The organism is Arthrobacter sp. yr096, assembly GCF_900108925.1.
Classification (GTDB): Bacteria; Actinomycetota; Actinomycetes; order Actinomycetales; family Micrococcaceae; genus Arthrobacter.
The window spans coordinates 76833-98412 of record NZ_FNYI01000012.1 but is presented as its reverse complement, the minus strand read 5'-3'; the positions used below and the strand labels follow the sequence as shown (position 1 = coordinate 98412).

Genomic DNA, 21580 nt, shown 5'->3' with positions numbered 1-21580 from the left:
ACCATCACCCAGTACCTGCGCCCGTCCGAACGGCACCTCCCGGTGGACCGGTGGGTCAAGCCCCAGGAGTTCGTGGACCTCCAAAACGAGGCCCAGGAGATCGGCTTCCTCGGCGTCATGTCCGGCCCCCTGGTCCGTTCCTCCTACCGGGCCGGACGGCTCTGGGCCACCGCGATGCGCAAGAAGGGCTGGGAAATCCCCGCCGCCCTGGCCCACATCGAGTCCTCCGGCTCCACCCGCCAGGAAGCCTCCACCATCCTGGCCGCCCACAACTAACAACCACCCCACACCAGAGCACCTGCAGTACCGAAGGACCGAATGCCATCCGTCATGGCGTCCGGTCCTTCGACGTACATCACGTAGAATTAAGGCACTATGGCGAATTCCCCTGATTCCAGCAAATCGACCCCCTCGGCCGACGCACCCAAGCGTGGGCTCTTCCAGCGCAAGCCCAAGGAAGCCAAGGCAAAGAAGCCCAGCCAGCTGAAGCAGATCGCTGAAGTCTTCAAAATGACCCGGCGGAACGATCCCCAGGTTGTGTGGATCATGCTGCTGGCGTTCCTTGCCGTGGTGGCGGTCGCCTTCCTGATCGGTTTCCTCCTGGAGAACTGGGTCACCGGCCTGATCATTGGTATTCCGCTGGGCCTCCTTGCGGCGGTGTTCATTCTTTCCCGCCGCGCGGAAAAAGCTGCCTTCGCTCAGATAGAGAACCAACCGGGCGCATCAGGTGCAGCCTTGGGGACCCTTCGCCGGGGCTGGGTGACGCAAGACCAGCCAGTTGCCGTTAATCCGCGCACACAGGACGCGGTTTTCATGGCCATTGGCCGTCCCGGCGTAGTGCTCGTCAGCGAAGGTCCCACGCATCGCGTTAAGCCGCTCGTGGATTCAGAACGCAAGAGGTTGGCCCGGATCCTCCCAAACGTCACTATCCACGTCCTTGAGTCCGGCCGCGGCGAGGGGCAGGTTCCGCTGAACAAGCTGGCCAAGACCATGGGAAAACTCAAGAACGAACTCACCAAGGTTGAGGTCAACGCCGTCAGCAAACGCATCAATTCTCTCGGAAATCGTCTTCCGATCCCCAAGGGCATCGACCCCTACAAGGCCCGCCCGGACCGCAAGGCCGCCCGCGGCCGCTGATCTGATAGGTCAAAGCAAAAGAAAAACCGCTTCTTCCCTGGTTCAGAGAAGAAGCGGTTTTTGGCTTTTGTTAGGGAAGATTGGCAGTTACATCCGAATCAGGATGGTGTTCATCGCCTTGTCGTGAAGCCCCCGCTGATCGGGGTCGAAGACCACCGCCGGGATAACCAAGCACAGGAGCAGGGTCCGGACGACGGCAGCAAGCGGGCCTGCGGGGCCGCCACCAAGGCGGACCACATGAATGCCAGCCAGCCTGTGGCCAATGCTGTACCCCAGTGTTCCAATCAAAAGAATCTGTTCTGCGGCGAAAATGGCCAAGGTGGCCCATTGATTGCCACCGAAGGCGAAGTTGCTGATGACCAGCGCAATCGTCCAGTCCACCACGATGCCCAAAATCCGGCGCCCTGCCCGCGCCATGGAGCCGGGACCGGACTCAGGCAACCCAAGCCTCTCACCCGGATACTTTGAGATTCCTGACGTATCCGGACCGCTCAACCAAGAGCCAATGTCTTTTCTATCAACCACACTCCAAGCCTAACGGCTGGCCAGGCTGGCGCCCGACTCCCATCCCTTGGCTTGGTGCCCACGAGACCGCCAGGTGTTCGCCCACCGGACCTTCTTGGACCTGACACGGGGAAGCCGACTACCGTTTACACAACAGATGATTCTGTAACCTGCCGGAAACAATACTGACACCCCCGGGAAATCCCATCTCCCTAAGGTGGTATGAGTTGCCAGCCACCATGGCAAGGGGATCTTTTTGTGTCTCCGGACCTTGGTACGGGCTGCACCACGCGGCCTTCCGGGCCTGTTACTTGATATGCATAAGGAGCATAGATGTTCAAGACTGCGGACGAAGTCCTCAAGTTCATCAAAGACGAAGACGTCAAATTCGTCGATATCCGCTTCACCGACCTTCCTGGTGTCCAGCAGCACTTCAATGTGCCGGCCAAGAGCGTAGACCTCGACTTCTTCGTGAACGGTCAGCTCTTCGACGGATCCTCCATCCGCGGCTTCCAGGGCATCGCTGAATCCGACATGCAGCTCATCCCGGATGTGACCTCGGCCTTCATCGACACGTTCCGCATCGAGAAGACGCTTGCGTTGAACTTCTCCATCGTGAACCCGCGCACCGGTGATCCTTACCACCGCGACCCCCGCGGTGTGGCAGAAAAGGCTGAAGCGTACCTGGCGTCGACCGGTATCGCTGACACCGCATTCTTCGCTCCCGAAGCCGAATTCTTCGTCTTCGACAACATCCAGTACGAGTCCTCCCCGCAGGGCAGCTTCTACAAGATCGACTCCGAGGAAGCACACTGGAACACCGGCCGCAAGGAAGAGGGCGGAAACCTTGGCTACAAGACCCCCGTCAAGGGCGGTTACTTCCCGGTTTCCCCGACTGACAAGCAAGCCGACCTCCGCGACGCCATGTGCGTCGAGCTTGACAAGGCCGGCCTCGAAGTTGAGCGCTCCCACCACGAAGTTGGCTCTGCCGGCCAGGCCGAGATCAACTACAAGTTCACCACGCTGACTGCAGCTGCCGATGACCTCCAGAAGTTCAAGTACGTCATCAAGAACACCGCTGACGCCTGGGGCAAGTCCGTCACGTTCATGCCGAAGCCGGTATTCGGTGACAACGGCTCGGGCATGCACTGCCACCAGTCGCTGTGGAGCAACGGCGACCCGCTGTTCTACGACGAGAAGGGCTACGCCGGCCTCTCTGACACCGCCCGCTGGTACATCGGCGGCCTGCTGAAGCACTCCTCGGCTGTTCTCGCCTTCACCAACCCGACGGTGAACTCCTACCGCCGATTGGTCAAGGGCTTCGAAGCCCCCGTGAACATGGTCTACTCGCAGGGCAACCGCTCCGCCGGTATTCGTATCCCCATCACGGGCACCAACCCGAAGGCCAAGCGCATTGAGTTCCGCGCTCCGGACCCCTCGTCCAACCCTTACCTGGCATTCGCTGCCCAGCTGATGGCCGGCATTGACGGTATCCGCAACCGCATCGAACCCCCGGCTCCCATCGACAAGGACCTCTACGAGCTCCCCGCCGAAGAAGCAAAGGACATCCCCAAGGCTCCGGGCTCCCTGGAAGAGGCACTTGAGGCCCTGCGCGAGGACAACGAGTTCCTGCAGGCTGGCGGCGTCTTCACCCAGGACCTGATCGACACTTGGATTGACTACAAGTACGAGAATGAGATTCGCCCGCTGTCCCTGCGCCCGAACCCGTACGAGTTCGAGCTCTACTACGGCGTCTAACTAGACAGTGACCAAGGGCCTCAGGCATCATGCTTGGGGCCCTTTTTCATGTCTGGAACCAGCCGCTTGCAGCGCAACGCGTCGATCCCAGGGGGCTTTGACTGTTGAACCGGACACGCCGTACAGAGTCACCGCACAGAGCTCTGAGCCTCCCGCCGGCACAAGGCGAAGAAGGTCAGTGCCGGGTGGTGGGTACTTGTCCCGCCTGCTCCGGGGCGGCGCACTCGCTGCAGAACAACTGATCGGTTTCTTCTCCGCAGCACTGGCAGCGATGAACAAGGGCCGCTGATTCAATCACATACGTTGTCATATCGACAATGCTGCCTGCGCGTCCTGCACCGGGCACGAGTAGTGAGTACTCGTTTTTTAGTCCTCCGAGCGGTGGGACTACTTGGATTCAAACATCCCTTGCCCGTCGGCGTGGAGCAAAGCCGGCGCCTGGCCTCCCGCTCCAACTGCACTGGACTCCTGATCGGCAAAGATGGCGAAGCAGCGGCGGCAGGCGAAAATACCGGCGCCGCTGTGGCGGGAGCCCCAATGAGGCCCCGCCTGCTCACAACGGAAGCAGCTCACGTTGGAGAACGCGGTGCCTTCCGAGTCCAGCATGATTGTCACGCGAGAATCCTAGACGAAGCCTGCCGCTCCGCAACAGACCCTTGCAACTGGCCTAGCCAAACTGGCTCATTGTTTGCCGTATTTTTTGTGGACAGCCTGCTTGCTGACGCCCAGGCATAGGGCAATCGCTTCCCAGGACAGGCCGGATTGGCGCGCGGCGCGCACCAATGAAGCTTCTCTCCGGCCGACTTCCTTTTGCAGCTCCGCCACAGCGTAGAGCGCCTCGGCCGGGCCCATGCCATCCATTGATCCCACGAGTGTCTTCATGCGGTCCACCTCCATGACGTCAACCATAATTGACGAATGGAATGGCGTCAACCAAAGTTGACCAATACTGGGACTTGGTCAGAAATCCTTGTACATGATGCGCTGGGGACCGGAAGCGCCTCCCAAGTACCGCCCCGAGTCAACAAATCCAGCTTTGGCGTAGGCGGCCTGACCCGCCGGATTCCGCTCGTTGACCGACAGTACGACGCCGGCCTGACCGTCATTCAGCCGGATGGTCAGCTTACGCGCTTCATCCACCGCGGCCTTGGCAGCCATGGCCCCCAGGCCCTGCCCCTGCCTGCCCGAATCGATGAGAAACCCCCTTAGCAGCCACGCCGAATCGTCGTCGGGCCAGCCGGCCAGCCGGGCCGCTCCGGCCTGGAGGGTCAGCACCCCCACAGCCACTCCCCCGGACTCGATGACATACGGCAGCCTGGATTCCTCCTCCAGTCCGATCAGCATCATACGGAGGGGCTCTTCCACGAAGTCGCGTTGCCCTGACGCCAGCGACAGTTCCGCCACGGCGCCAAGTTGTATTGCCCGCGAGTCGTCATCAAGCAGCTTGAGTGGGATCAGCCAGATATCGCCACGATCATGATGATCGTTTGCGATCGAAGATACGTCATCTGAGTCATATTCAAGCAATTTGCGAAGTCCTCCAACTAGGGTTATTTCAACAGTTCCCAAACCACCAAGGAACCCTTCCGATGAGCCAGCCGAACGTGATCCTGATCTGTGTCGACGAGTGGAGGGGCGACTGCCTGTCCTCCGACGGCCACCCTTACGTCGAGACACCTCACCTCGACGAACTGGCACGAAACGGCGTCCGGTTTTCCAGGGGCTATTCCGCTACGCCGTCATGCGTGCCCGCCCGTGCCGCTCTCTTCACGGGACAGTCGCAGGAACAGCACGGGCGCGTCGGCTACAACGACGGTGTCCCGTTCCACAAAGTCCACCCGGTGACAGTACAGGAAGAGTTCAGAAGGGGCGGATACCACACGCAGGCCATCGGAAAAATGCACGTCTGGCCGGAACGCTCACGACTCGGCTTCGACGACGTTATCCTGCATGACGGCTACCTTCACCACGCCCGGAGGGAACATCAACAGCACTTCGCCATGTTTGACGACTATGTTCCGTGGCTACGGAGGCAACCGGGAATGGGTCCGGACGCCGAATATTTCGACCACGGCGTCAACTGCAATTCGATTGTCGCCCGCCCGTGGGATAAAGCCGAGAACCTTCACCCCACACACTGGATCGGTACCCAGGCGATTGAGTGGATGCACCGGCGCGACCCCGTGAAGCCCTTTTTCCTCTACCTGTCCTTCCACCGCCCACACCCGCCCTACGATCCGCCGTCGTGGGCTTTCGAACAGTACCTCAATCTTCCCGCCTATACAGCGGTGGAGGGCAACTGGGAACATCATTGGGACGACTACAGGCAGGATGGTGACTACCAGGCCAGCTACTCCAGAATTCCGGACCATGTGGTCCATAGGGCCAGGGCCGGATACTACGGACTGATGGCTCAGATCGATCTCCAGATCAACCGCATCAAGGAGTCACTGGCGGACTTCGGCCTCCTGCACAACACTGTTATCGCCTTCACCAGCGACCACGGTGAGATGATGGGCGACCACCACATGTTCCGCAAGGCCGTGCCTTATGAAGGTTCTGCCCGCGTGCCCTTCATCATTGCCAACTCCCCCGCCGCAGAAACGGCGGCGCGGGGAACCGTTGTGGACCACGTAGTGGAGCTCAGGGACATCATGCCCACGCTCCTGGATCTTGCCGGCCTGCCGATTCCGGATTCTGTTGACGGAAAGTCGTTGGCTGCGATTGTCCGTGGTGAGGGCACCGGCCCCGTACGGGAAGTCCTCCACGGCGAACATGTCTACTGGGGACAGAACCTGCATTGGTTGACCGACGGGCACCATAAATACATTTGGGGCTCCGGGAAAGGCACAGAAGAACTGTTCAACCTCGACGCCGACCCCCAGGAACGTAACAACCTCGCCGATGACATCGCCCACCGGAGCGAACTGCACTCCTGGCGTCAACGGATGGTGGTGACGCTCAGGGACCGCGAAGAAGGTTACGTCGTTGATGGCAGCCTTGTCCCGGGAGTACCCGTTGTTGCCATGTTGCGGCACGCCCGGGAAAAAGCTGCGGCGACGCCAGCCACCGCCCAAGCAGCCCAGGCCTAGGTGTCGTAGAACTTCTTCTCAAAGACACCCCTGGCGCGACGACTGAGCCTCAAGTAGTCCTCTTCGAACTGACCAGCGTTCCCGGGAGCATAACCGCACCAGCGTGCCGCTGCCTCAAGATCCTTCCGGGAGGACGGCAGGAGGTCGGAGGCCCTGCCTGTGACAATCACGTTCGCTGACCGGATCCGGCTGGCCAACCGCCATGCCTCCCGCAGCAGAGCAGCGTCGTCCTCGGCGATGAATTCCAGTTTTTCGGCCGCTGCGAGTGCCTCCAACGTGGAACTGGTCCGCAGCTCCGGGTGCTTCCCGGCATGCTGAAGTTGAATCAGCTGAACCAGCCACTCAACGTCGCTGAGCCCACCACGGCCAAGCTTGACGTGCCGTGCTGGATCGGCGCCGCGGGGCAACCGCTCCGATTCCACTCGCGCCTTAATCCGACGGATCTCCCGGACATCCTGCTCCGCGAGCTGCCCGGGGTATCGGATGGGATCGATGAGCTTCACAAAATCGGCCGCCAGGTCGTCCGAACCTGCCATGGGACGGGCCCGCAACAAAGCTTGGGCCTCCCAGATCAAGGACCATCGGCGATAGTACTCCGAGTACGACTCCAGGGACCGCACCATCGCGCCGTTCTTTCCCTCTGGCCGGAGGTCCGCGTCCACCATGAGAACGCGCTCTGCCATGATTGCCGGCTTGAGCGGTTGCGTGAGGAAGCTGGAAATCTTGGCGACAATCGCCGTGGCCTGTTCCTGCGCCTCAGTGTCGCTGAATCCGGGCCGGGCGCGGTGCACGTAGATAACGTCGGCATCCGAGCCATAGCCGATTTCACGTCCACCCTGCCTGCCCATTGCGACCACCAGGACATCAGTTTTCAACGGGCCCTCTGCGGCGACCACAGCCTCCGCTACATGCAACGCTCCCAGCACGGCCGCCCGGTCAGTTTCGGCCAGCGCAAGTCCAACCGCATCCTGGTCCAACAAACCGGAGCTGTCCGCGATAGCAGTGCGCAGGATCTCCCGTCGGCGGATCAACCGGATGAGCCTCATGGCGCTTTCAGGATCGGGGTGTCGTGAAAGCTTGGACTGGATTTCCTGCCACTGGGCCTCAAAGCGAATGGGAACCAATTCCTTGTCGCTGCCAAGCCAGGCCACGGACTCCGGTGAAACTTCCAGGAGGTCCGAAATCAGCCGTGAATTGGCCAGCACCTGGCACAACCGTTCCGCAGCTGCTTGGGAATCCCTGAGGAGGCCCAGGTACCAATGGGTGGTTCCCAGGGCCTCGCTGACGCGGCGGAACGCGAGAAGTCCGGCGTCGGGATCCACGCCCTCGGCGAGCCAGCCGAGAAGGATCGGCAGAAGCTGGCGCTGCAGCGCCGCCCGCCGGCTCACGCCCCCTGTCAGTGCCTCGATGTGCCGCATGGCACCTTGGGGGTCCAGGTAGCCGAGCGCGGCCAGGCGGCCCTGCGCTGCTTCCGGGCTGAGCTTGGCGTCTTCGCTGCTGAGCTTGGCCGCGGTATTGAGCAGCGGCCGGTAGAAGATCCGCTCGTGCAGTTCGCGCACGGCCTTCTTGGTTTTTTGCCAGGTCCCCATCAGCTGGTCCGGATGCGGGCGCTCCAGCGAGAAAGGACCCAGCACTGCCTTGGCAAGGAAACGCTGGGCGTCTTCGGTCACCGGCATGAGGTGGGTCCGCCGCAGCTGGAACAACTGGATGCGGTGTTCCAACAGGCGAAGGTAGCGGTAGGCGTTGTCAAAGGCGGCAGCATCCGTCCGGCCGATGTATCCACCAGCGGAGAGCGCGGCAATGGCAGATGTAGTGTCCCTGCAGCGAAGGGACTCGTCAGACTTGCCATGAACCAACTGCAACAACTGGACCGTGAACTCAACATCCCGGAGACCACCGCGTCCGAGCTTGATCTGACGTTGCTCCTCGGCGGCAGGAATGTAATCTGTCACCCTGCGACGCATTGCCTGCACGGATTCCACAAAGCCCTCCCGGCCTGCGGAGGACCACACCAGAGGTTCCACTGCTTTCTCGTAACGCTGTCCGAGATCCCTGTCACCGGCGATCGTCCGGGCCTTTAGCAGTGCCTGGAACTCCCAGCTTTCCGCCCATCGGGCGTAGTAGCTCAGGTGCGAGGGCAGGGTGCGGACCAGCGGCCCTGACTTCCCTTCCGGCCGAAGGTTGGCATCCACTTCCCACAGCCCTGGTTCAGGTGCCGAGGATGAAATGGCCCGTGAAATCCCCGAAGCCAGTGCGGTACCAATGGTGGAGGCCCGTGCATCATCCAATTCCCCGGCTTCGACCACGTAGATGACGTCGACGTCGGAAATGTAATTCAGCTCGCGGGCACCGCATTTGCCCATGCCGATGACGGCAAGCCCGACGTCGGCAATCTCGTCAGCGTCGTACTGCCTGGCCGCTTCGGCCCGGGACACCGCCAGTGCAGCTTCGATCGCTGCTCCGGCGAGATCGGCCAGTTCGGCGCCAACGGCCGGCATGAAGTCCTGCGGTGATGCCGCGCAGAGATCCTTGATGGCAAGCTCGGTCAGCCCCCTGCGGTACGCGGTTCTCAACGCAGCGTAGGCCGGCATGCCTGTGATTCCGGCAACGGGACGCTGGGCCCCGGGCTCGGCTTTCACGGACCGGAGAAGCAGCGCCCTGAGCTCTTCGCTGGACGCTTGCAGGGGCTCCGGACTGCTGCGGACATCAAAGACATCCAGATGCTCCGGCCGACGTATGAGGAACTCGCCCAACGCCTCGGAAGCTCCCAACAGCCGGTACATGGGCTCGCAGACATCCTGCTCAGCCGCCGCCAGTTTCCTCAGCCCGGGATTCTTCTCGATAAGTCGGACCAAGGACTGAAGAGCCGTATCAGGGCTGGCCGACATGGACAGCCCGGCAAACAGGGCGTCCTCGTCAATCCCCTCAAGTTCAGGGGCGGCAAGGAACCGCTCGCCCTTTTCAAGATCACTGAATCCGGCTGAAATGAGCCGACGTGCAAGGCTCACTGGCCCTGCCTACAGAATGCCGAGGTTGCGCTGCAACTCGTATGGGGTGACCTGGAGGCGGTAGTCCTGCCACTCTGCACGCTTATTGCGCAGGAAGTGCTCGAAGACTTGCTCGCCGAGGATCTCCGCCACCAGTTCCGATTCCTCCATGGCACGGATGGCGTCGTGGAGGCTTGCAGGCAGGGGCGCATGCCCCATGGCCTTGCGCTCCGCAGTGGTCAGCGACCAGATGTCATCCTCGGCAGCAGCGGGGAGCTCGTAACCTTCTTCGATGCCCTTGAGTCCAGCGCCCAGAAGAACGGCGTAGGCCAGGTAAGGGTTGGTTGCCGAGTCGATCCCGCGGTACTCGATCCGTGCCGACTGGCCCTTGCCCGGCTTGTAGAGGGGCACGCGGACCAACGCAGAACGGTTGTTGTGGCCCCAGCTCAGGTAGCTTGGTGCCTCGCCGCCACCCCACAGGCGCTTGTACGAGTTGACGAACTGATTGGTGACAGCCGTGAACTCAGGAGCATGCTTGAGGATGCCTGCTATGAACTGGCGTGCCGTCTTGGACAGCTGGAACTCTGCTCCCGCTTCGAAGAAGGCGTTGGTATCGCCTTCAAACAACGAGAAGTGCGTGTGCATGCCGGAACCGGGGTGGTCAGTGAACGGTTTGGGCATGAAGGTGGCGTAGGTGCCCTGCTGGAGTGCGACTTCCTTGATGACGGTGCGGAACGTCATGATGTTGTCCGCGGTCTGGAGTGCGTCCGCGTAGCGGAGGTCGATCTCGTTCTGGCCCGGTCCGCCTTCGTGGTGGCTGAACTCAACAGAGATGCCTACAGATTCCAGCATGGTGACGGCCGTGCGCCGGAAGTCCTGCGCGACACCGCCGGGAACGTGGTCAAAGTAGCCGCCCTCATCAACGGGAACCGGCGAGCCATCAGGACCGAGATCCTTGGACTTCAGCAGGTAGAACTCGATCTCAGGGTGGGTGTAGCAGGTGAATCCCATATCCGCGGCCTTGGCCAGGGTCCTCTTGAGGACGTTGCGGGGATCGGCGGCGGAAGGTTCACCATCGGGCGTCAGGATGTCGCAGAACATCCTGGATGTCTGTTCGGTCTCACCGCGCCACGGCAGGATCTGGAAGGTCGACGGATCAGGCTGCGCGAGCATGTCGGACTCGAACACACGGGCCAGGCCCTCAATGGCTGAACCATCAAAGCCCAGGCCTTCTTCAAAGGCGCCCTCGACCTCCGCCGGCGCAAGCGCCACCGATTTCAGGGAACCCACGACGTCGGTGAACCACAAGCGTACGAAGCGCACGTCACGCTCTTCGATCGTCCGCAGAACGAACTCTTGCTGGCGGTCCATAGGGCCTCTTTTCCGATTCGGTGTCCATGCCGCTGGTTTCAATGGATAGAAGCCACGACAGCTCAGCCTTCACTCTACTAAGAGTTCCGTGCTATTGCCGCAGCAGTAGCTGCGTGTAACACAGCGTTTACAGAAGGTGACGCTGGGCACAGTGGTGGCAGGCGCCGTCGGCACCGCTTAGGCTCTATCCATGGCCCCGAGCAACCTTCCTGAGTCCACCACGCCCGCCGAAGTTTCCGCGCCGTACGGCAGCGGTCCAGCAGCAGCGGCGCAGACGCCCTCGGCACCCGGCAGGAAGCCTGCGGGCAGGGTCCGGATCCACCACCTCCAGCAGGCCAAGGACAACGGCGAACACTTCGCCATGCTGACCGCTTATGAGCAATACACTGCTGAAATCTTTGACCAAGCCGGAATCGAAGTCCTTCTGGTGGGCGACTCCGCGTCCAACAACGTGTTCGGCAATGAGACCAGTCTCCCCGTCACTGTGGATGAGCTCCTCCCCCTGACCCGGGCTGTCAGCAGGGCGGCCAAGCGTGCACTGATTGTGGCCGACCTGCCGTTTGGCAGCTACGAGGTCTCACCCCAACAGGCAGTGGCTACAGGCGTCCGGTTCCTGAAGGAAGGGCTGGCGCACGCCGTCAAGATCGAGGGCACGGCGTATTACGCTGACACGGTCACTGCCATGGTCCAGGCAGGCATTCCCGTCATGGCCCACATTGGTTTCACCCCCCAGAGCGAGCACTCCCTCGGTGGATACCGGGTCCAGGGCCGTGGCGATGATGCGCAGCGACTGGTGGCCGACGCTGTCGCTTTGCAGGATGCCGGCGCTTTCAGCGTTCTCATGGAAATGGTTCCTGCAGAGACAGCCGCTGTGGTCGACGCTGCGCTGCGCGTGCCGACAGTTGGTATTGGTGCTGGCAAGGACACCACTGGCCAGGTCCTCGTCTGGCAGGACATGGCGGGACTGCGCGGCGGGAAAATGGCCAAGTTCGTCAAGCAGTATGCAGACCTGCGCACCACCTTGGGTGATGCTGCAGCCGCTTACGCCGAGGAAGTCCGGTCCGGGCAATTCCCCGGACCGGAGCATTCCTTTTAGTCGTCGTCCTGGGCGTCCCAGGCCTCATTGCGCGCCTTGACTTTTTCCAGGGCATGTTCAGCCTCTTCGCGGGTCTTGTAAGGACCGATCAGCTGAGTCCAATCGGACATAGCGTCCTCTTCGATCTGGTGCGTCTTGACGTTGTACCAGTACTCCGCCACGTCTCCTCCTGGGTTCTCGGTGCCTTGAACGCGTAACGTTGGCGGGGTCACAGGAACCCTGCCGCACTTTGTTACTTACGTCTCTTGTGTGCCTTATATGATCAATCTATGCCTTCTCTAGCTTCGACCGCACCCATTGGCGCCCTCACACCGGGAACCATCAGTCCCGAACGGTCCGTCCCGGCATCCATACGCCGGCCCGAGTACGTCGGCAAGAAGGCGCCAGCCAAGTTCACCGGCTCTGAGGTGAAGTCCGCGGAGACCATCGAGAAGATCCGGATTGCGGGCAGGATCGCTGCGCAGGCGATCGTCGAAGTGGGCAAGTACATCCAGCCGGGCGTTACCACCGACCACCTGGACAAGGTCGGCCACGAGTTCCTCCTGGACCACAACGCCTACCCGTCCACCCTCGGCTACCGTGGCTTCCCCAAATCGCTGTGTTCTTCCCTCAACGAGGTCATCTGTCACGGCATCCCGGATTCCACCGTGGTGCAGGACGGGGACATCCTGAACATTGACATCACCGCCTTCATCGGCGGCGTGCATGGGGACACAAACTACACTTTCCTTGTTGGCGACGTGGACGAAGAATCCCGTCTGCTGGTTGAGCGTACGCAGGAGTCGCTCAACCGGGCTATCAAGGCTGTGGCCCCGGGCCGCGAAATCAACGTTATTGGCCGTGCCATCCAGTCCTACGCAAAACGCTTCGGCTACGGCGTGGTACGGGATTTCACCGGCCATGGCGTGGGTGAGGCGTTCCACACCGGCCTCATCATTCCGCATTACGACGCCGCCCCGGCGTACAACACTGTGATCGAGGCAGGCATGGTCTTTACCATCGAACCCATGCTCACACTCGGCACCATCGAATGGGATATGTGGGCCGACGACTGGACTGTCGTCACCAAGGACCACAAACGTACGGCCCAATTCGAGCACACCCTGCTGGTCACAGAGACCGGCGCGGAAATCCTGACCCTTCCCTAAGCTCCCGGAAGGTCCTTGCAGCCCGGACGGCTGCACCATGCCCATCCCCTCCTGCCATGATCGGAAATGCATTGTCCAAGAAGGATGAGAAGACCCACAAGAACGCACCGCTGATCGGTATCGACATCGGCGGCACCGGCATCAAGGGCGGCATTGTCGACCTGAAGAAGGGCAAACTGATCGGCGACCGCTTCCGCGTGCCAACTCCCCAGCCCGCCACGCCGGAGGCTGTGGCAGAGGTTGTTGCCCAGATCGTCGAGGAACTCTCCAACCGTCCGGACGCTCCTGCGGCCGATTCACCCGTGGGTGTGACTTTCCCGGGAATCATCCAGCACGGCGTGGTCAACTCAGCGGCCAACGTTGACAAGACCTGGTTGGGCACCGACATCGACGCGACCTTCACCAAACGCCTTGGCCGCCCTGTGGAGGTCATCAACGACGCCGATGCGGCCGGCTTGGCCGAAGCCCGCTACGGCGCCGGAGAAGGCGTGGACGGAACCGTCCTGGTCATCACGCTGGGAACCGGAATCGGATCCGCGTTTATTTTCAACGGCCAGCTGGTCCCCAATGCTGAGCTGGGCCACCTTGAGGTGGACGGATTCGACGCCGAAACCAAAGCATCCGCTGTTGCGCGCGAACGCGATGGGCTCAGCTGGGACGAGTACGGCGTCCTACTCAACCGCTACCTCCAGCACGTGGAGTTCCTGTTCTCCCCCGAACTCTTCATCGTCGGCGGCGGTATTTCCAAGCGATCCGACGAGTACTTCCCGCATTTGGAACTGCGCACCAAGATCGTCACCGCCAAACTGAAGAACGACGCCGGCATTGTCGGTGCAGCGCTTGAGGTGGCCCTGCACCACAAGCTCGCCAAGTAGTCCACGCATGCCTGGGGGCAAGCCAACGGACGTCGGAACAGCGATTGTCACCGGCGCAAGCCGCGGGATCGGCGCTGCCGTAGCCCTCGCTGCGGCACGCGCCGGTTACGGCGTCGTCGTCAACTACTCCGAAGACAGCACCGGCGCCACGTCAGTCGTTGAGGAAATCCTTGCCCAGGGTGGCCGGGCCGTCCCGGTGCAGGCCGATGTCAGCCGGCCTGCCGACGTCGTGCGCTTGTTTGACGAAGCCGCGGGCCTCGGCACAGTGACCGCCGTCATTAACAATGCGGCCATCACTGGCAACCTCATTGGCACTCTGGCAGAAGTGCCTGCCGAGACAGTTCAGCAGGTGGTTGACGTCAACGTCGCCGGCATGATTTTCATGTGCCAGGAAGCTGTCCGGAGACTGTCGACAGCCAACGGCGGCATGGGTGGTTCTGTCATCAATATCTCCTCTACAGCCACCAAGGCCGGCTCCCCCGGAACATGGATCCACTACGCCGCCACCAAGGGTGCGGTGGATGTATTAACGGTCGGCTTGGCAGCCGAGGTGGCCAAACAGGGCATCCGGGTCAACGCAGTTGCCCCGGGCAGCACCAACACTGGCCTGCATGCAGCTGCCGGCATGCCGGACCGGGTAGAGAGGCTCAACCCGAGCATTCCCATGGGTCGCGGAGCTGAACCCGAAGAGGTAGCCGCAGCCGTGATGTGGCTGATGTCGGGTGACGCCGGATACATCACGGGGGCGGTGCTCCCCGTATCGGGTGGCCGATAAACCAACGGCATATGGTGCCGGTGGCGGCTGCGGCTTCCCCTCCGCTGCCGCCACCGGAGCTAGAGCTGGCTCTTCTCCGAGCCCTTGGTTTCAGTGTTTCCAGCCTTGGCATGCGCTTCAGCCTCGTGGCGGAGCAACGAGATAGCAGACTCGAAATCCTCCAAGGACTCAAAGGCCTGGTAGACGCTGGCAAAGCGCAGGTAAGCCACTTCATCCAACTTCCGCAGCGGGCCAAGAATGGCAAGTCCCACCTCGTGGGCGTCTATTTCCGCTGCGCCCGAAGAACGGATGTTTTCTTCAACTTCCTGGGCCAGCATGGCGAGGTCGTCCTCAGTGACCGGACGTCCTTGGCAGGCCTTACGGACGCCACTGATGACTTTGATCCGGCTGAAGGGCTCGCCCACACCTGAGCGCTTGATGACAGAAAGACTGGTGGTTTCCACCGTGGTAAACCGGCGGCCACATTCGGGGCACTGGCGCCTACGGCGGATGGAGGAGCCGTCATCGGCCATGCGGCTGTCGACGACGCGGGAGTCGGGATTCCGGCAGAACGGACAATACACGCTGGGCCTCCCCTGACAGCTCCGGCACGGAACCATGCCCGGCGGGTTGCCGGAGACGCAAAAGGTGCCGGAAGTTTCACTTCCGGCACCAGTTTACGTTCGTTCACACCCTAATGACAAGCGTGTAACTACTACATGTAGTGGTAACCACCCGTATATGTAGTGGTTGAGCCTGCTAGGCGAACCGGATTCGAACCGCATCTCCGTGCCCGGGAAGGTCTTCCGCGCCGGACAGGCTCACGATGTGCCCACTGACCTGTTCGAGTGCAGCACGGTTGTAGTTGATGACCTGAACCGCACGCAGGAAGGTGGTGACGTTCAAGCCTGAGGAGAATGCAGCCGTGCCGCTGGTGGGCAGGACGTGGTTGGATCCGGCGCAGTAGTCTCCCAGGCTGACGGGGCTGTAGTCGCCCACGAAGATCGCTCCTGCATTGCGGATTCGCGACGCAACTGCCGTTGCGTCAGCCGTCATGATTTCAAGGTGCTCGGCTGCATAGGCGTTGCAGACGGCGATGCCCTGTTCGAGGTCGTCCACCAGGACCACCCCGGACTGTGGACCGGACAAGGCCTCAAGAACCCTGGCGCTGTGCTTGGTCGCGCTGGCTTGCCGTGAGAGTTCCACCACGACGGCGTCGGCCAGGTCTACGGAGTCCGTTACCAGGACAGATGCTGCTTTGGGATCATGTTCGGCCTGGCTGATGAGGTCGGCCGCCACAAGCGGCGCCTGCGCGGTGGAGTCGGCCAGGATGGCGATCTCGGTGGTGCCGGCCTCGGAATCGATGCCCACGACGCCCTTGACAAGCCTCTTCGCGGTTGCCACGAAGATGTTGCCCGGACCAGTCACAACATCCACAGGCTCGATCGGCAGCTCACCGCCGGACCCAGGGATGCCATAGGCGAACGACACAATCGCCTGTGCACCACCGATGGCATAGACCTCATCGATACCCAGGAGCTTGGCAGCCGCGAGGATGGTGGGGTGCGGAAGACCGCCGAAGTCCTTCTGTGGCGGGGACGCCAACGCGATGGATTCGACACCGGCAGCAACGGCCGGCACTACGTTCATGATCACCGAAGATGCCAATGGGGCGAGGCCCCCGGGCACGTAGAGCCCCACACGTCCCACTGGGATCCAATTCTGGCTGACGACAGCGCCGTCGGCCAGCGATACGTCCAGATCAGCCGGGCGCTGCCTGTCCGCAAACTGCCGTGCCCGACTGATTGATTCCTCCAGAGCCGCACGAACCTTTGGGTCAAGGCCGTCCAACGCCTGGGTCAGTGCTTCGGCCGGGACACGTGGGTGCGACTGTTCTACACCGTCAAACTTCTTCGCAAGCTCGCTGAGGGCGGCAAAGCCCTGGCCCCGGACTGCAGAAATGATGTCCTGGACCTTCTGCTCTGCGTCCGCCATGGTCTGATGCCGTGCCCTGGGGACGGCAGCACGAAGTTCCGCCAAGGAAAGGTGGCGGCCCCGGAAGTCGATGCTCCGGAAGTTAAGGGCGGCGGGGGCGGAAGTATCCGAGGAAGTGGTCACCCAGCTATTTTACGGGCTTCTTTGACAGAACCCCGAACAGCGCCAGGATGAACGTGACAAAGGCAGTGGCGCCCGGCCAGAGCACCAGCACGGCAAACGAGCGGAGGGTAAATCCGTATCCGGCCCCGAGGGCCGGGTCCGGAGCAGGACCCCACCATTGAGCGGCGAGCAAACCCACAAGCCATGCGATGGCGGCCCCTGCCGCACCGCCAATGAGTGCGAACGTCAAGCGGCGCGTTGCATCAGTGCCCTGCAGCTTTCCGTCCAGCGTAAGGCCCGTGGCGCAGCCCGAGACGAGCATCAGAGCCCCGAGGACAAGGTCGCGCGGCAGCCAGGACGCAGGATTGTTCGGGTCGGCCAGTTCCGGGTTCCCCGAGACCAGGTTGAGCCCGCCCGGAGCAAGCAGCCACCAGAGCAGGCCAAGAACAATCCCGGAGGCTGCAGGAACCGCCAGCCAGAGGGCACCCCTGGAACGCTTGGACAATGGGGCCGCAGCCGGTTCAGCAGGAGCAGTAAGGTGCACGATGGGCTCGGTCATGGAACTCACATTAACAAAGGTTCATGCAGGCTCAACAAAATGAGGGGCGGCGGCGCGGGAGGAATACCCTGAGGGGAAGAGGAAAGCCCCCAAATCCAGGAGAATTACGCACGTGGCAAGCGAACTACCCGGCTTCGAGCAGACTTTCAAGGAGATGTTCCGCAGGCATGCCGCCGGGGTGGCCATCATCACTGCCAACCTGAACGGCAAACCGTTCGGCTTCACAGCTACGTCCGTGGCCTCATTGTCGGCCGAGCCGCCTCGATTCACGTTCAACATGGCCAGGAGTTCCAGCTCGTGGCCGGCAGTGGCCAACGCCGAGTACATCGGAGTCCATATGCTGGGACTCGAGAACCAGGCTCTCGCCAATCGCTTCGCCCGAACCCGCGACAGGTTCGAAGGGGACCATTGGGAGCCCGGGCCTTACGACGTTCCGATCCTCAAGGACGTCAGCGGCTGGCTCGTGGGCAAAATCCAGATGCGGTTGTCGTTTGAGAACAACGCCGTAGTGGTGGTGGAGGTCGTCGCGGGCCAGGTTGGCGAGGACGGCGCTCCCCTGCTCTACCACAGCGGCGGTTACAGCCAACCGGCACCGCTCGACTACGAGATCTGACCGGGCGGCGGCCGGCCCGCTAATTATCCAGGCAGGCCGGCCCCAGCAGCACCTTGAGGTCGCCGAACAGCGATGGGCTGGGGTTCACCCGCATGTGTACGGGCAGCCCCATGACTTCCACCTTGGTATCGCCCATCAGCTTCAGCCGGACCTCTGAGTTTCCACGGTGGGTCCGTAGAACATCCCGCAGGTCCGTCACTACGGCCTCCGTAGCCTTGAATGTGGGAATGGTGATCACCACCGGACCGTTGACGCTTTCGCTCAGGTCCGGCACGGAGAGTTCCATGCAGTTCAGCGTCACGGCGCCGTCGTCCCGCCGCTGCAACCTTCCTTTGACCACCACAATCAGGTCTTCAGCCAGGACAGACGCGATTGGCCCGTACACCTGCCCGAAGAACATGACTTCCATGGAAGCACCCAGGTCCTCGATCTCCGCCCGGGCATAGGCGTTTCCACTGGCCTTTGCGATCCTGCGGCTCAGCGAGGTGATCATGCCGGCAATGGTGACAATCGCGCCGTCGTGCGGTCCGTCCTCGGCGATGATCGACGTAATGGACTGTTCGGCGTGCTGGCTGAGGACGCCCTCCAGCCCCTGAAGGGGATGGTCTGACACGTAAAGGCCCAGCATGTCCCGTTCGAAGGATAGTTTGTCCTTCTTCTCCCATTCCGGCAGGTCCGGAATTTCAGTGGTCAGCGACGCCTCCGGCTCTTGGTCTTCGAATCCCGCGAAGAGATCGAACTGACCGATGGCCTCGTTGCGCTTCAGGGTAATGACGGAGTCGATTGCTTCTTCGTGGATCATCGCAAGCGCACGTCGGTGGTGGCCAAGGGAGTCGAACGCGCCTGCTTTGATCAAGGATTCGATGGTGCGCTTGTTGCACACCACCGCTGGCACCTTCAGAAGGAAATCCTTGAAAGAGGTGTAGCTGCCCTCTGTGGTCCGGGCAGAGACCATTGCATCCACCACGTTGACGCCGACGTTGCGGATGGCACCCATGCCAAAGCGGATGTCCGTTCCCACTGGGGTGAAGTTCAGCGAGGACTCGTTGACATCCGGTGGAAGAACCGTAATGCCCATGCGGCGGCACTCGTTGAGATAGATGGCGGATTTGTCTTTGTCATCACCCACGGAGGTGAGCAGGGCAGCCATGTACTCCGGCGCGTAGTGCGCCTTCAAATAGGCGGTCCAATAGGAGATGACACCATAGGCCGCCGAGTGCGCTTTGTTGAAGGCGTAGTCGGAGAACGGGAGCAGGATGTCCCAGAGGGTCTTAACCGCTGCCATGGAGTAGCCGTTGTCCTGCATACCCTGTGAGAATCCCGCGAACTGCTTGTCCAGCTCGGACTTCTTTTTCTTGCCCATCGCGCGGCGGAGGATGTCTGCCTGTCCGAGCGAGTAGCCTGCCAGCTTCTGCGCTACGGCCATCACCTGTTCCTGGTACACGATCAGGCCAAAGGTTCCGCCAAGGATTTCCTTGAGAGGCTCTTCGAGCTCCGGGTGGATCGGAATGACCTCCTGGATCCCGTTCTTGCGCAAGGCGTAATCGGTGTGGGCGTTGGCACCCATGGGGCCGGGCCGGTAAAGAGCCAACACGGCGGAGATGTCTTCGAAGTTGTCAGGCTTCATCAGCTTGAGCAGCGACCGCATGGGTCCGCCGTCGAGCTGGAACACACCCAAGGTATCGCCGCGTGCCAGAAGCTCATAGGATGCGGCGTCGTCCAGTTCAAGGTTTTCCAGGTCCAGGTCAACGTCGCGGTTCATTTTGATGTTTTCCAGGGCGTCCGAAATAATCGTCAGGTTTCGGAGGCCCAGGAAGTCCATCTTGATCAGCCCGAGACCTTCGGACGTGGGGTAATCGAACTGCGTGATGACCTGGCCGTCCTGGAAACGGCGCATGATCGGAATGACGTCAATGATGGGGTCCGAGGACATGATGACACCGGCAGCATGGACACCCCACTGCCTCTTCAGGCCCTCGATGCCCAGCGCTGTCTCGAAGACCTTGGCAGCCTCGGGGTCCGTGGCGATGAGCTGGCGGAAATCTCCGGCCTCGCTGTAGCGCTTGGACTCGGGGTTCTGGATGTCCGCAAGCGGAATATCCTTGGCCATGACAGCAGGGGGAAGGGCTTTTGTGAGCTGCTCACCCATGCTGAACGGATAGCCCAACACGCGGGACGAGTCCTTCAGCGCCTGCTTGGTCTTGATGGTGCCGTAGGTAACGATCATGGCCACGCGCTCGTCACCATACTTCTTGGTGACGTAGTCAATCACTTCGGATCGGCGACGATCATCGAAGTCGACGTCGAAGTCGGGCATGGACACGCGGTCCGGGTTCAGGAAGCGTTCAAAGATCAGGCCGTGCTGCAGGGGGTCGAGGTCAGTAATGCGCATGGCGTAGGCAACCATGGAGCCTGCACCGGAACCACGTCCGGGACCCACCCGGATGCCGTTGTTCTTGGCCCAGTTGATGAAGTCGGCAACCACCAGGAAGTATCCGGGGAATCCCATGGAGGTAATGACGCCGAGCTCGTAGTCCGCCTGTTTGCGGACCTTGTCCGGAATGCCCTGAGGGTAACGGTACTTGAGTCCCGTATCCACTTCCTTGACCAACCACGAGGTTTCGTCCTCCCCCGGAGGGCAAGGGAAGCGGGGCATGTAGTTGGCCCCGGTGTTGAAGGAGACTTCACAGCGCTCGGCAATGAGCAGGGTGTTGTCGCAGGCATCCGGATGATCGCGGAACAGTTCACGCATTTCCTGCGGTGACTTCAAGTAATAACCGCTGCCTGAGAAGGCGAATCGGGACCCGCCATTGTCGTACGTCGGCTCCAGCAGGGTGGACCCGGACTGAATGGCCAGCAGAGCCTCGTGCGCCTTGGCATCGTGTTCATGCGTGTAGTGGAGGTCGTTGGTGGCCACCAGCGGGAGGTTCAGCTCCTTGGCCAAGCGAAGGAGGTCACCTGTGACGCGTCGTTCGATGTCCAGGCCATGGTCCATCAACTCGCAGAAGTAGTTCTCCGCACCAAAAATGTCACGAAATTCTGCGGCGGCCTCGACGGCCTCACGATACTGCCCGAGTCGCAGCTTCGTCTGGACTTCCCCTGAAGGGCAACCCGTGGTGGCAATCAGGCCTTCTGAATATGTGTTCAGCAGTTCGCGGTCCAGCCTGGGCCACTTACCAAAAACTGAGTCCAGGGAAGCAATGGACGAGGCCCTGAACAGGTTCCGCATGCCCACGTTGTTGTAGCTCAGGAGCGTCATGTGCGTGTACGAACCACCACCGGAGACGTCGTCCTTGCGTTGGCTTTCGTCACCCCAGCGGACACGCTCTTTATCGCCGCGGGCCGTCCCGGGAGTTACATAGGCTTCAACGCCAATGATCGGCTTAATGCCCTTGTCCGTTGCCTTGCGCCAGAAATCAAAAGCACCGAAGAGGTAGCCGTGGTCCGTGGTGGCCAGGGCCGGCATCCCCAGCCGTTCAGTTTCATCAAACAGTTCGCCCAAGCGGGCCGCTCCATCCAGCATGGAGTACTCGGTATGGGTGTGCAGGTGGACGAACGAATCATTGCTGGAAGTCACCACGACAGTCTA

At 61.5% G+C, this 21580-nt stretch carries 19 protein-coding genes and 1 pseudogene; 9 read left to right on the top strand and 11 right to left on the bottom strand.

All coding sequences use genetic code 11. The features are described from left to right. Both BMY91_RS21515 and BMY91_RS21510 read left to right on the top strand, forming a co-directional pair. Positions 1–276 (top strand): annotated as a pseudogene (locus tag BMY91_RS21515) (lipoyl synthase); the annotation flags it as partial. 99 nt (positions 277–375) lie between these two features. Next, a complete protein-coding gene (locus BMY91_RS21510; protein ID WP_090825718.1) occupies positions 376–1137 on the top strand; it encodes a DUF4191 domain-containing protein in 762 nt (253 codons plus the stop codon). An 87-nt stretch (positions 1138–1224) separates the two neighbouring features. Here BMY91_RS21510 and BMY91_RS21505 read toward each other — a convergent pair whose 3' ends face one another. Then, positions 1225–1662 (bottom strand): RDD family protein, encoded by a 438-nt coding sequence (locus tag BMY91_RS21505; RefSeq protein ID WP_090825715.1) that lies wholly within the window; start codon positions 1660–1662, stop codon positions 1225–1227. A gap of 312 nt (positions 1663–1974) precedes the next feature. On the opposite strand from BMY91_RS21505, the gene glnA (BMY91_RS21500) reads away from it, so the two are divergent. After that, positions 1975–3399 (top strand): type I glutamate--ammonia ligase, encoded by a 1425-nt coding sequence (glnA, locus tag BMY91_RS21500; protein ID WP_090825712.1) that lies wholly within the window; start codon positions 1975–1977, stop codon positions 3397–3399. Between the two features lie 387 nt (positions 3400–3786). Here glnA (BMY91_RS21500) and BMY91_RS21495 read toward each other — a convergent pair whose 3' ends face one another. The 3 genes from BMY91_RS21495 to BMY91_RS21485 form a co-directional block, all read right to left on the bottom strand. Further along, a complete protein-coding gene (locus tag BMY91_RS21495) occupies positions 3787–4014 on the bottom strand; it encodes a hypothetical protein (RefSeq protein WP_090825709.1) in 228 nt (75 codons plus the stop codon). Positions 4015–4080: 66 nt separating this feature from the next. Beyond that, positions 4081–4296: a hypothetical protein gene (locus tag BMY91_RS21490; protein ID WP_026542533.1), complete on the bottom strand. Its 216-nt coding sequence runs from the start codon at positions 4294–4296 to the stop codon at positions 4081–4083. Between the two features lie 63 nt (positions 4297–4359). Beyond that, positions 4360–4926 carry a GNAT family N-acetyltransferase gene (locus BMY91_RS21485; protein WP_090825707.1) on the bottom strand — a complete coding sequence of 189 codons (567 nt, stop codon included), beginning with the start codon at positions 4924–4926 and terminating at the stop codon, positions 4360–4362. 62 nt (positions 4927–4988) lie between these two features. Here BMY91_RS21485 and BMY91_RS21480 point away from each other — a divergent pair, with 62 nt between their 5' ends. After that, positions 4989–6491: an arylsulfatase gene (locus BMY91_RS21480; RefSeq protein WP_090825704.1), complete on the top strand. Its 1503-nt coding sequence runs from the start codon at positions 4989–4991 to the stop codon at positions 6489–6491. Here the strand turns inward: BMY91_RS21480 and BMY91_RS21475 are convergent. Together BMY91_RS21475 and glnA (BMY91_RS21470) are read right to left on the bottom strand one after the other, a co-directional pair. After that, complete coding sequence (locus BMY91_RS21475; RefSeq protein WP_090825701.1) at positions 6488–9499, bottom strand: bifunctional [glutamine synthetase] adenylyltransferase/[glutamine synthetase]-adenylyl-L-tyrosine phosphorylase; 3012 nt, start codon at positions 9497–9499, stop codon at positions 6488–6490. The genes BMY91_RS21480 and BMY91_RS21475 overlap by 4 nt on opposite strands. A 9-nt stretch (positions 9500–9508) precedes the next feature. Beyond that, on the bottom strand, positions 9509–10849 hold the full coding sequence (glnA, locus tag BMY91_RS21470) for a type I glutamate--ammonia ligase (RefSeq protein WP_090825698.1): 1341 nt from the start codon (positions 10847–10849) through the stop codon (positions 9509–9511). 190 nt (positions 10850–11039) lie between these two features. On the opposite strand from glnA (BMY91_RS21470), the gene panB reads away from it, so the two are divergent. Next, positions 11040–11945 carry a 3-methyl-2-oxobutanoate hydroxymethyltransferase gene (gene panB / locus BMY91_RS21465; protein ID WP_090825694.1) on the top strand — a complete coding sequence of 302 codons (906 nt, stop codon included), beginning with the start codon at positions 11040–11042 and terminating at the stop codon, positions 11943–11945. Here panB and BMY91_RS22995 read toward each other — a convergent pair. Next, the gene (locus tag BMY91_RS22995) at positions 11942–12106 is read right to left on the bottom strand and encodes an SPOR domain-containing protein (RefSeq protein ID WP_139244941.1); all 165 of its coding nucleotides are present in this window, start codon (positions 12104–12106) and stop codon (positions 11942–11944) included. The two genes, panB and BMY91_RS22995, sit on opposite strands and share 4 nt — an antisense overlap. 108 nt (positions 12107–12214) lie before the next feature. Between BMY91_RS22995 and map the strand changes: the two genes are divergently transcribed. The 3 genes from map (at position 12215) to BMY91_RS21450 (ending at position 14743) form a co-directional block, all read left to right on the top strand. Beyond that, complete coding sequence (gene map, locus BMY91_RS21460) at positions 12215–13093, top strand: type I methionyl aminopeptidase (protein ID WP_090825691.1); 879 nt, start codon at positions 12215–12217, stop codon at positions 13091–13093. A gap of 71 nt (positions 13094–13164) precedes the next feature. After that, entirely contained in the window at positions 13165–13968 is an 804-nt protein-coding gene (ppgK, locus tag BMY91_RS21455; RefSeq protein WP_090825753.1) for a polyphosphate--glucose phosphotransferase, read from the top strand. A gap of 7 nt (positions 13969–13975) precedes the next feature. Continuing rightward, entirely contained in the window at positions 13976–14743 is a 768-nt protein-coding gene (locus BMY91_RS21450) for an SDR family oxidoreductase (RefSeq protein ID WP_090825688.1), read from the top strand. A 59-nt stretch (positions 14744–14802) separates the two neighbouring features. Here the strand turns inward: BMY91_RS21450 and nrdR are convergent, their stop codons facing one another. From nrdR to BMY91_RS21435, 3 genes are all read right to left on the bottom strand, one after another. Further along, entirely contained in the window at positions 14803–15306 is a 504-nt protein-coding gene (gene nrdR / locus BMY91_RS21445; protein ID WP_090825685.1) for a transcriptional regulator NrdR, read from the bottom strand. A gap of 175 nt (positions 15307–15481) precedes the next feature. Continuing rightward, positions 15482–16840, bottom strand: coding sequence for a histidinol dehydrogenase (gene hisD / locus BMY91_RS21440; RefSeq protein ID WP_090825682.1), 1359 nt, complete (start codon positions 16838–16840; stop codon positions 15482–15484). 4 nt (positions 16841–16844) lie between these two features. Next, complete coding sequence (locus BMY91_RS21435; protein WP_090825679.1) at positions 16845–17378, bottom strand: hypothetical protein; 534 nt, start codon at positions 17376–17378, stop codon at positions 16845–16847. A 112-nt stretch (positions 17379–17490) separates the two neighbouring features. On the opposite strand from BMY91_RS21435, the gene BMY91_RS21430 reads away from it, so the two are divergent. Continuing rightward, on the top strand, positions 17491–17991 hold the full coding sequence (locus BMY91_RS21430; protein ID WP_302846941.1) for a flavin reductase family protein: 501 nt from the start codon (positions 17491–17493) through the stop codon (positions 17989–17991). A 19-nt stretch (positions 17992–18010) separates the two neighbouring features. Here BMY91_RS21430 and dnaE read toward each other — a convergent pair whose 3' ends face one another. Further along, positions 18011–21568 (bottom strand): DNA polymerase III subunit alpha, encoded by a 3558-nt coding sequence (gene dnaE / locus BMY91_RS21425; RefSeq protein WP_090825747.1) that lies wholly within the window; start codon positions 21566–21568, stop codon positions 18011–18013. Positions 21569–21580 lie beyond the last annotated feature (12 nt).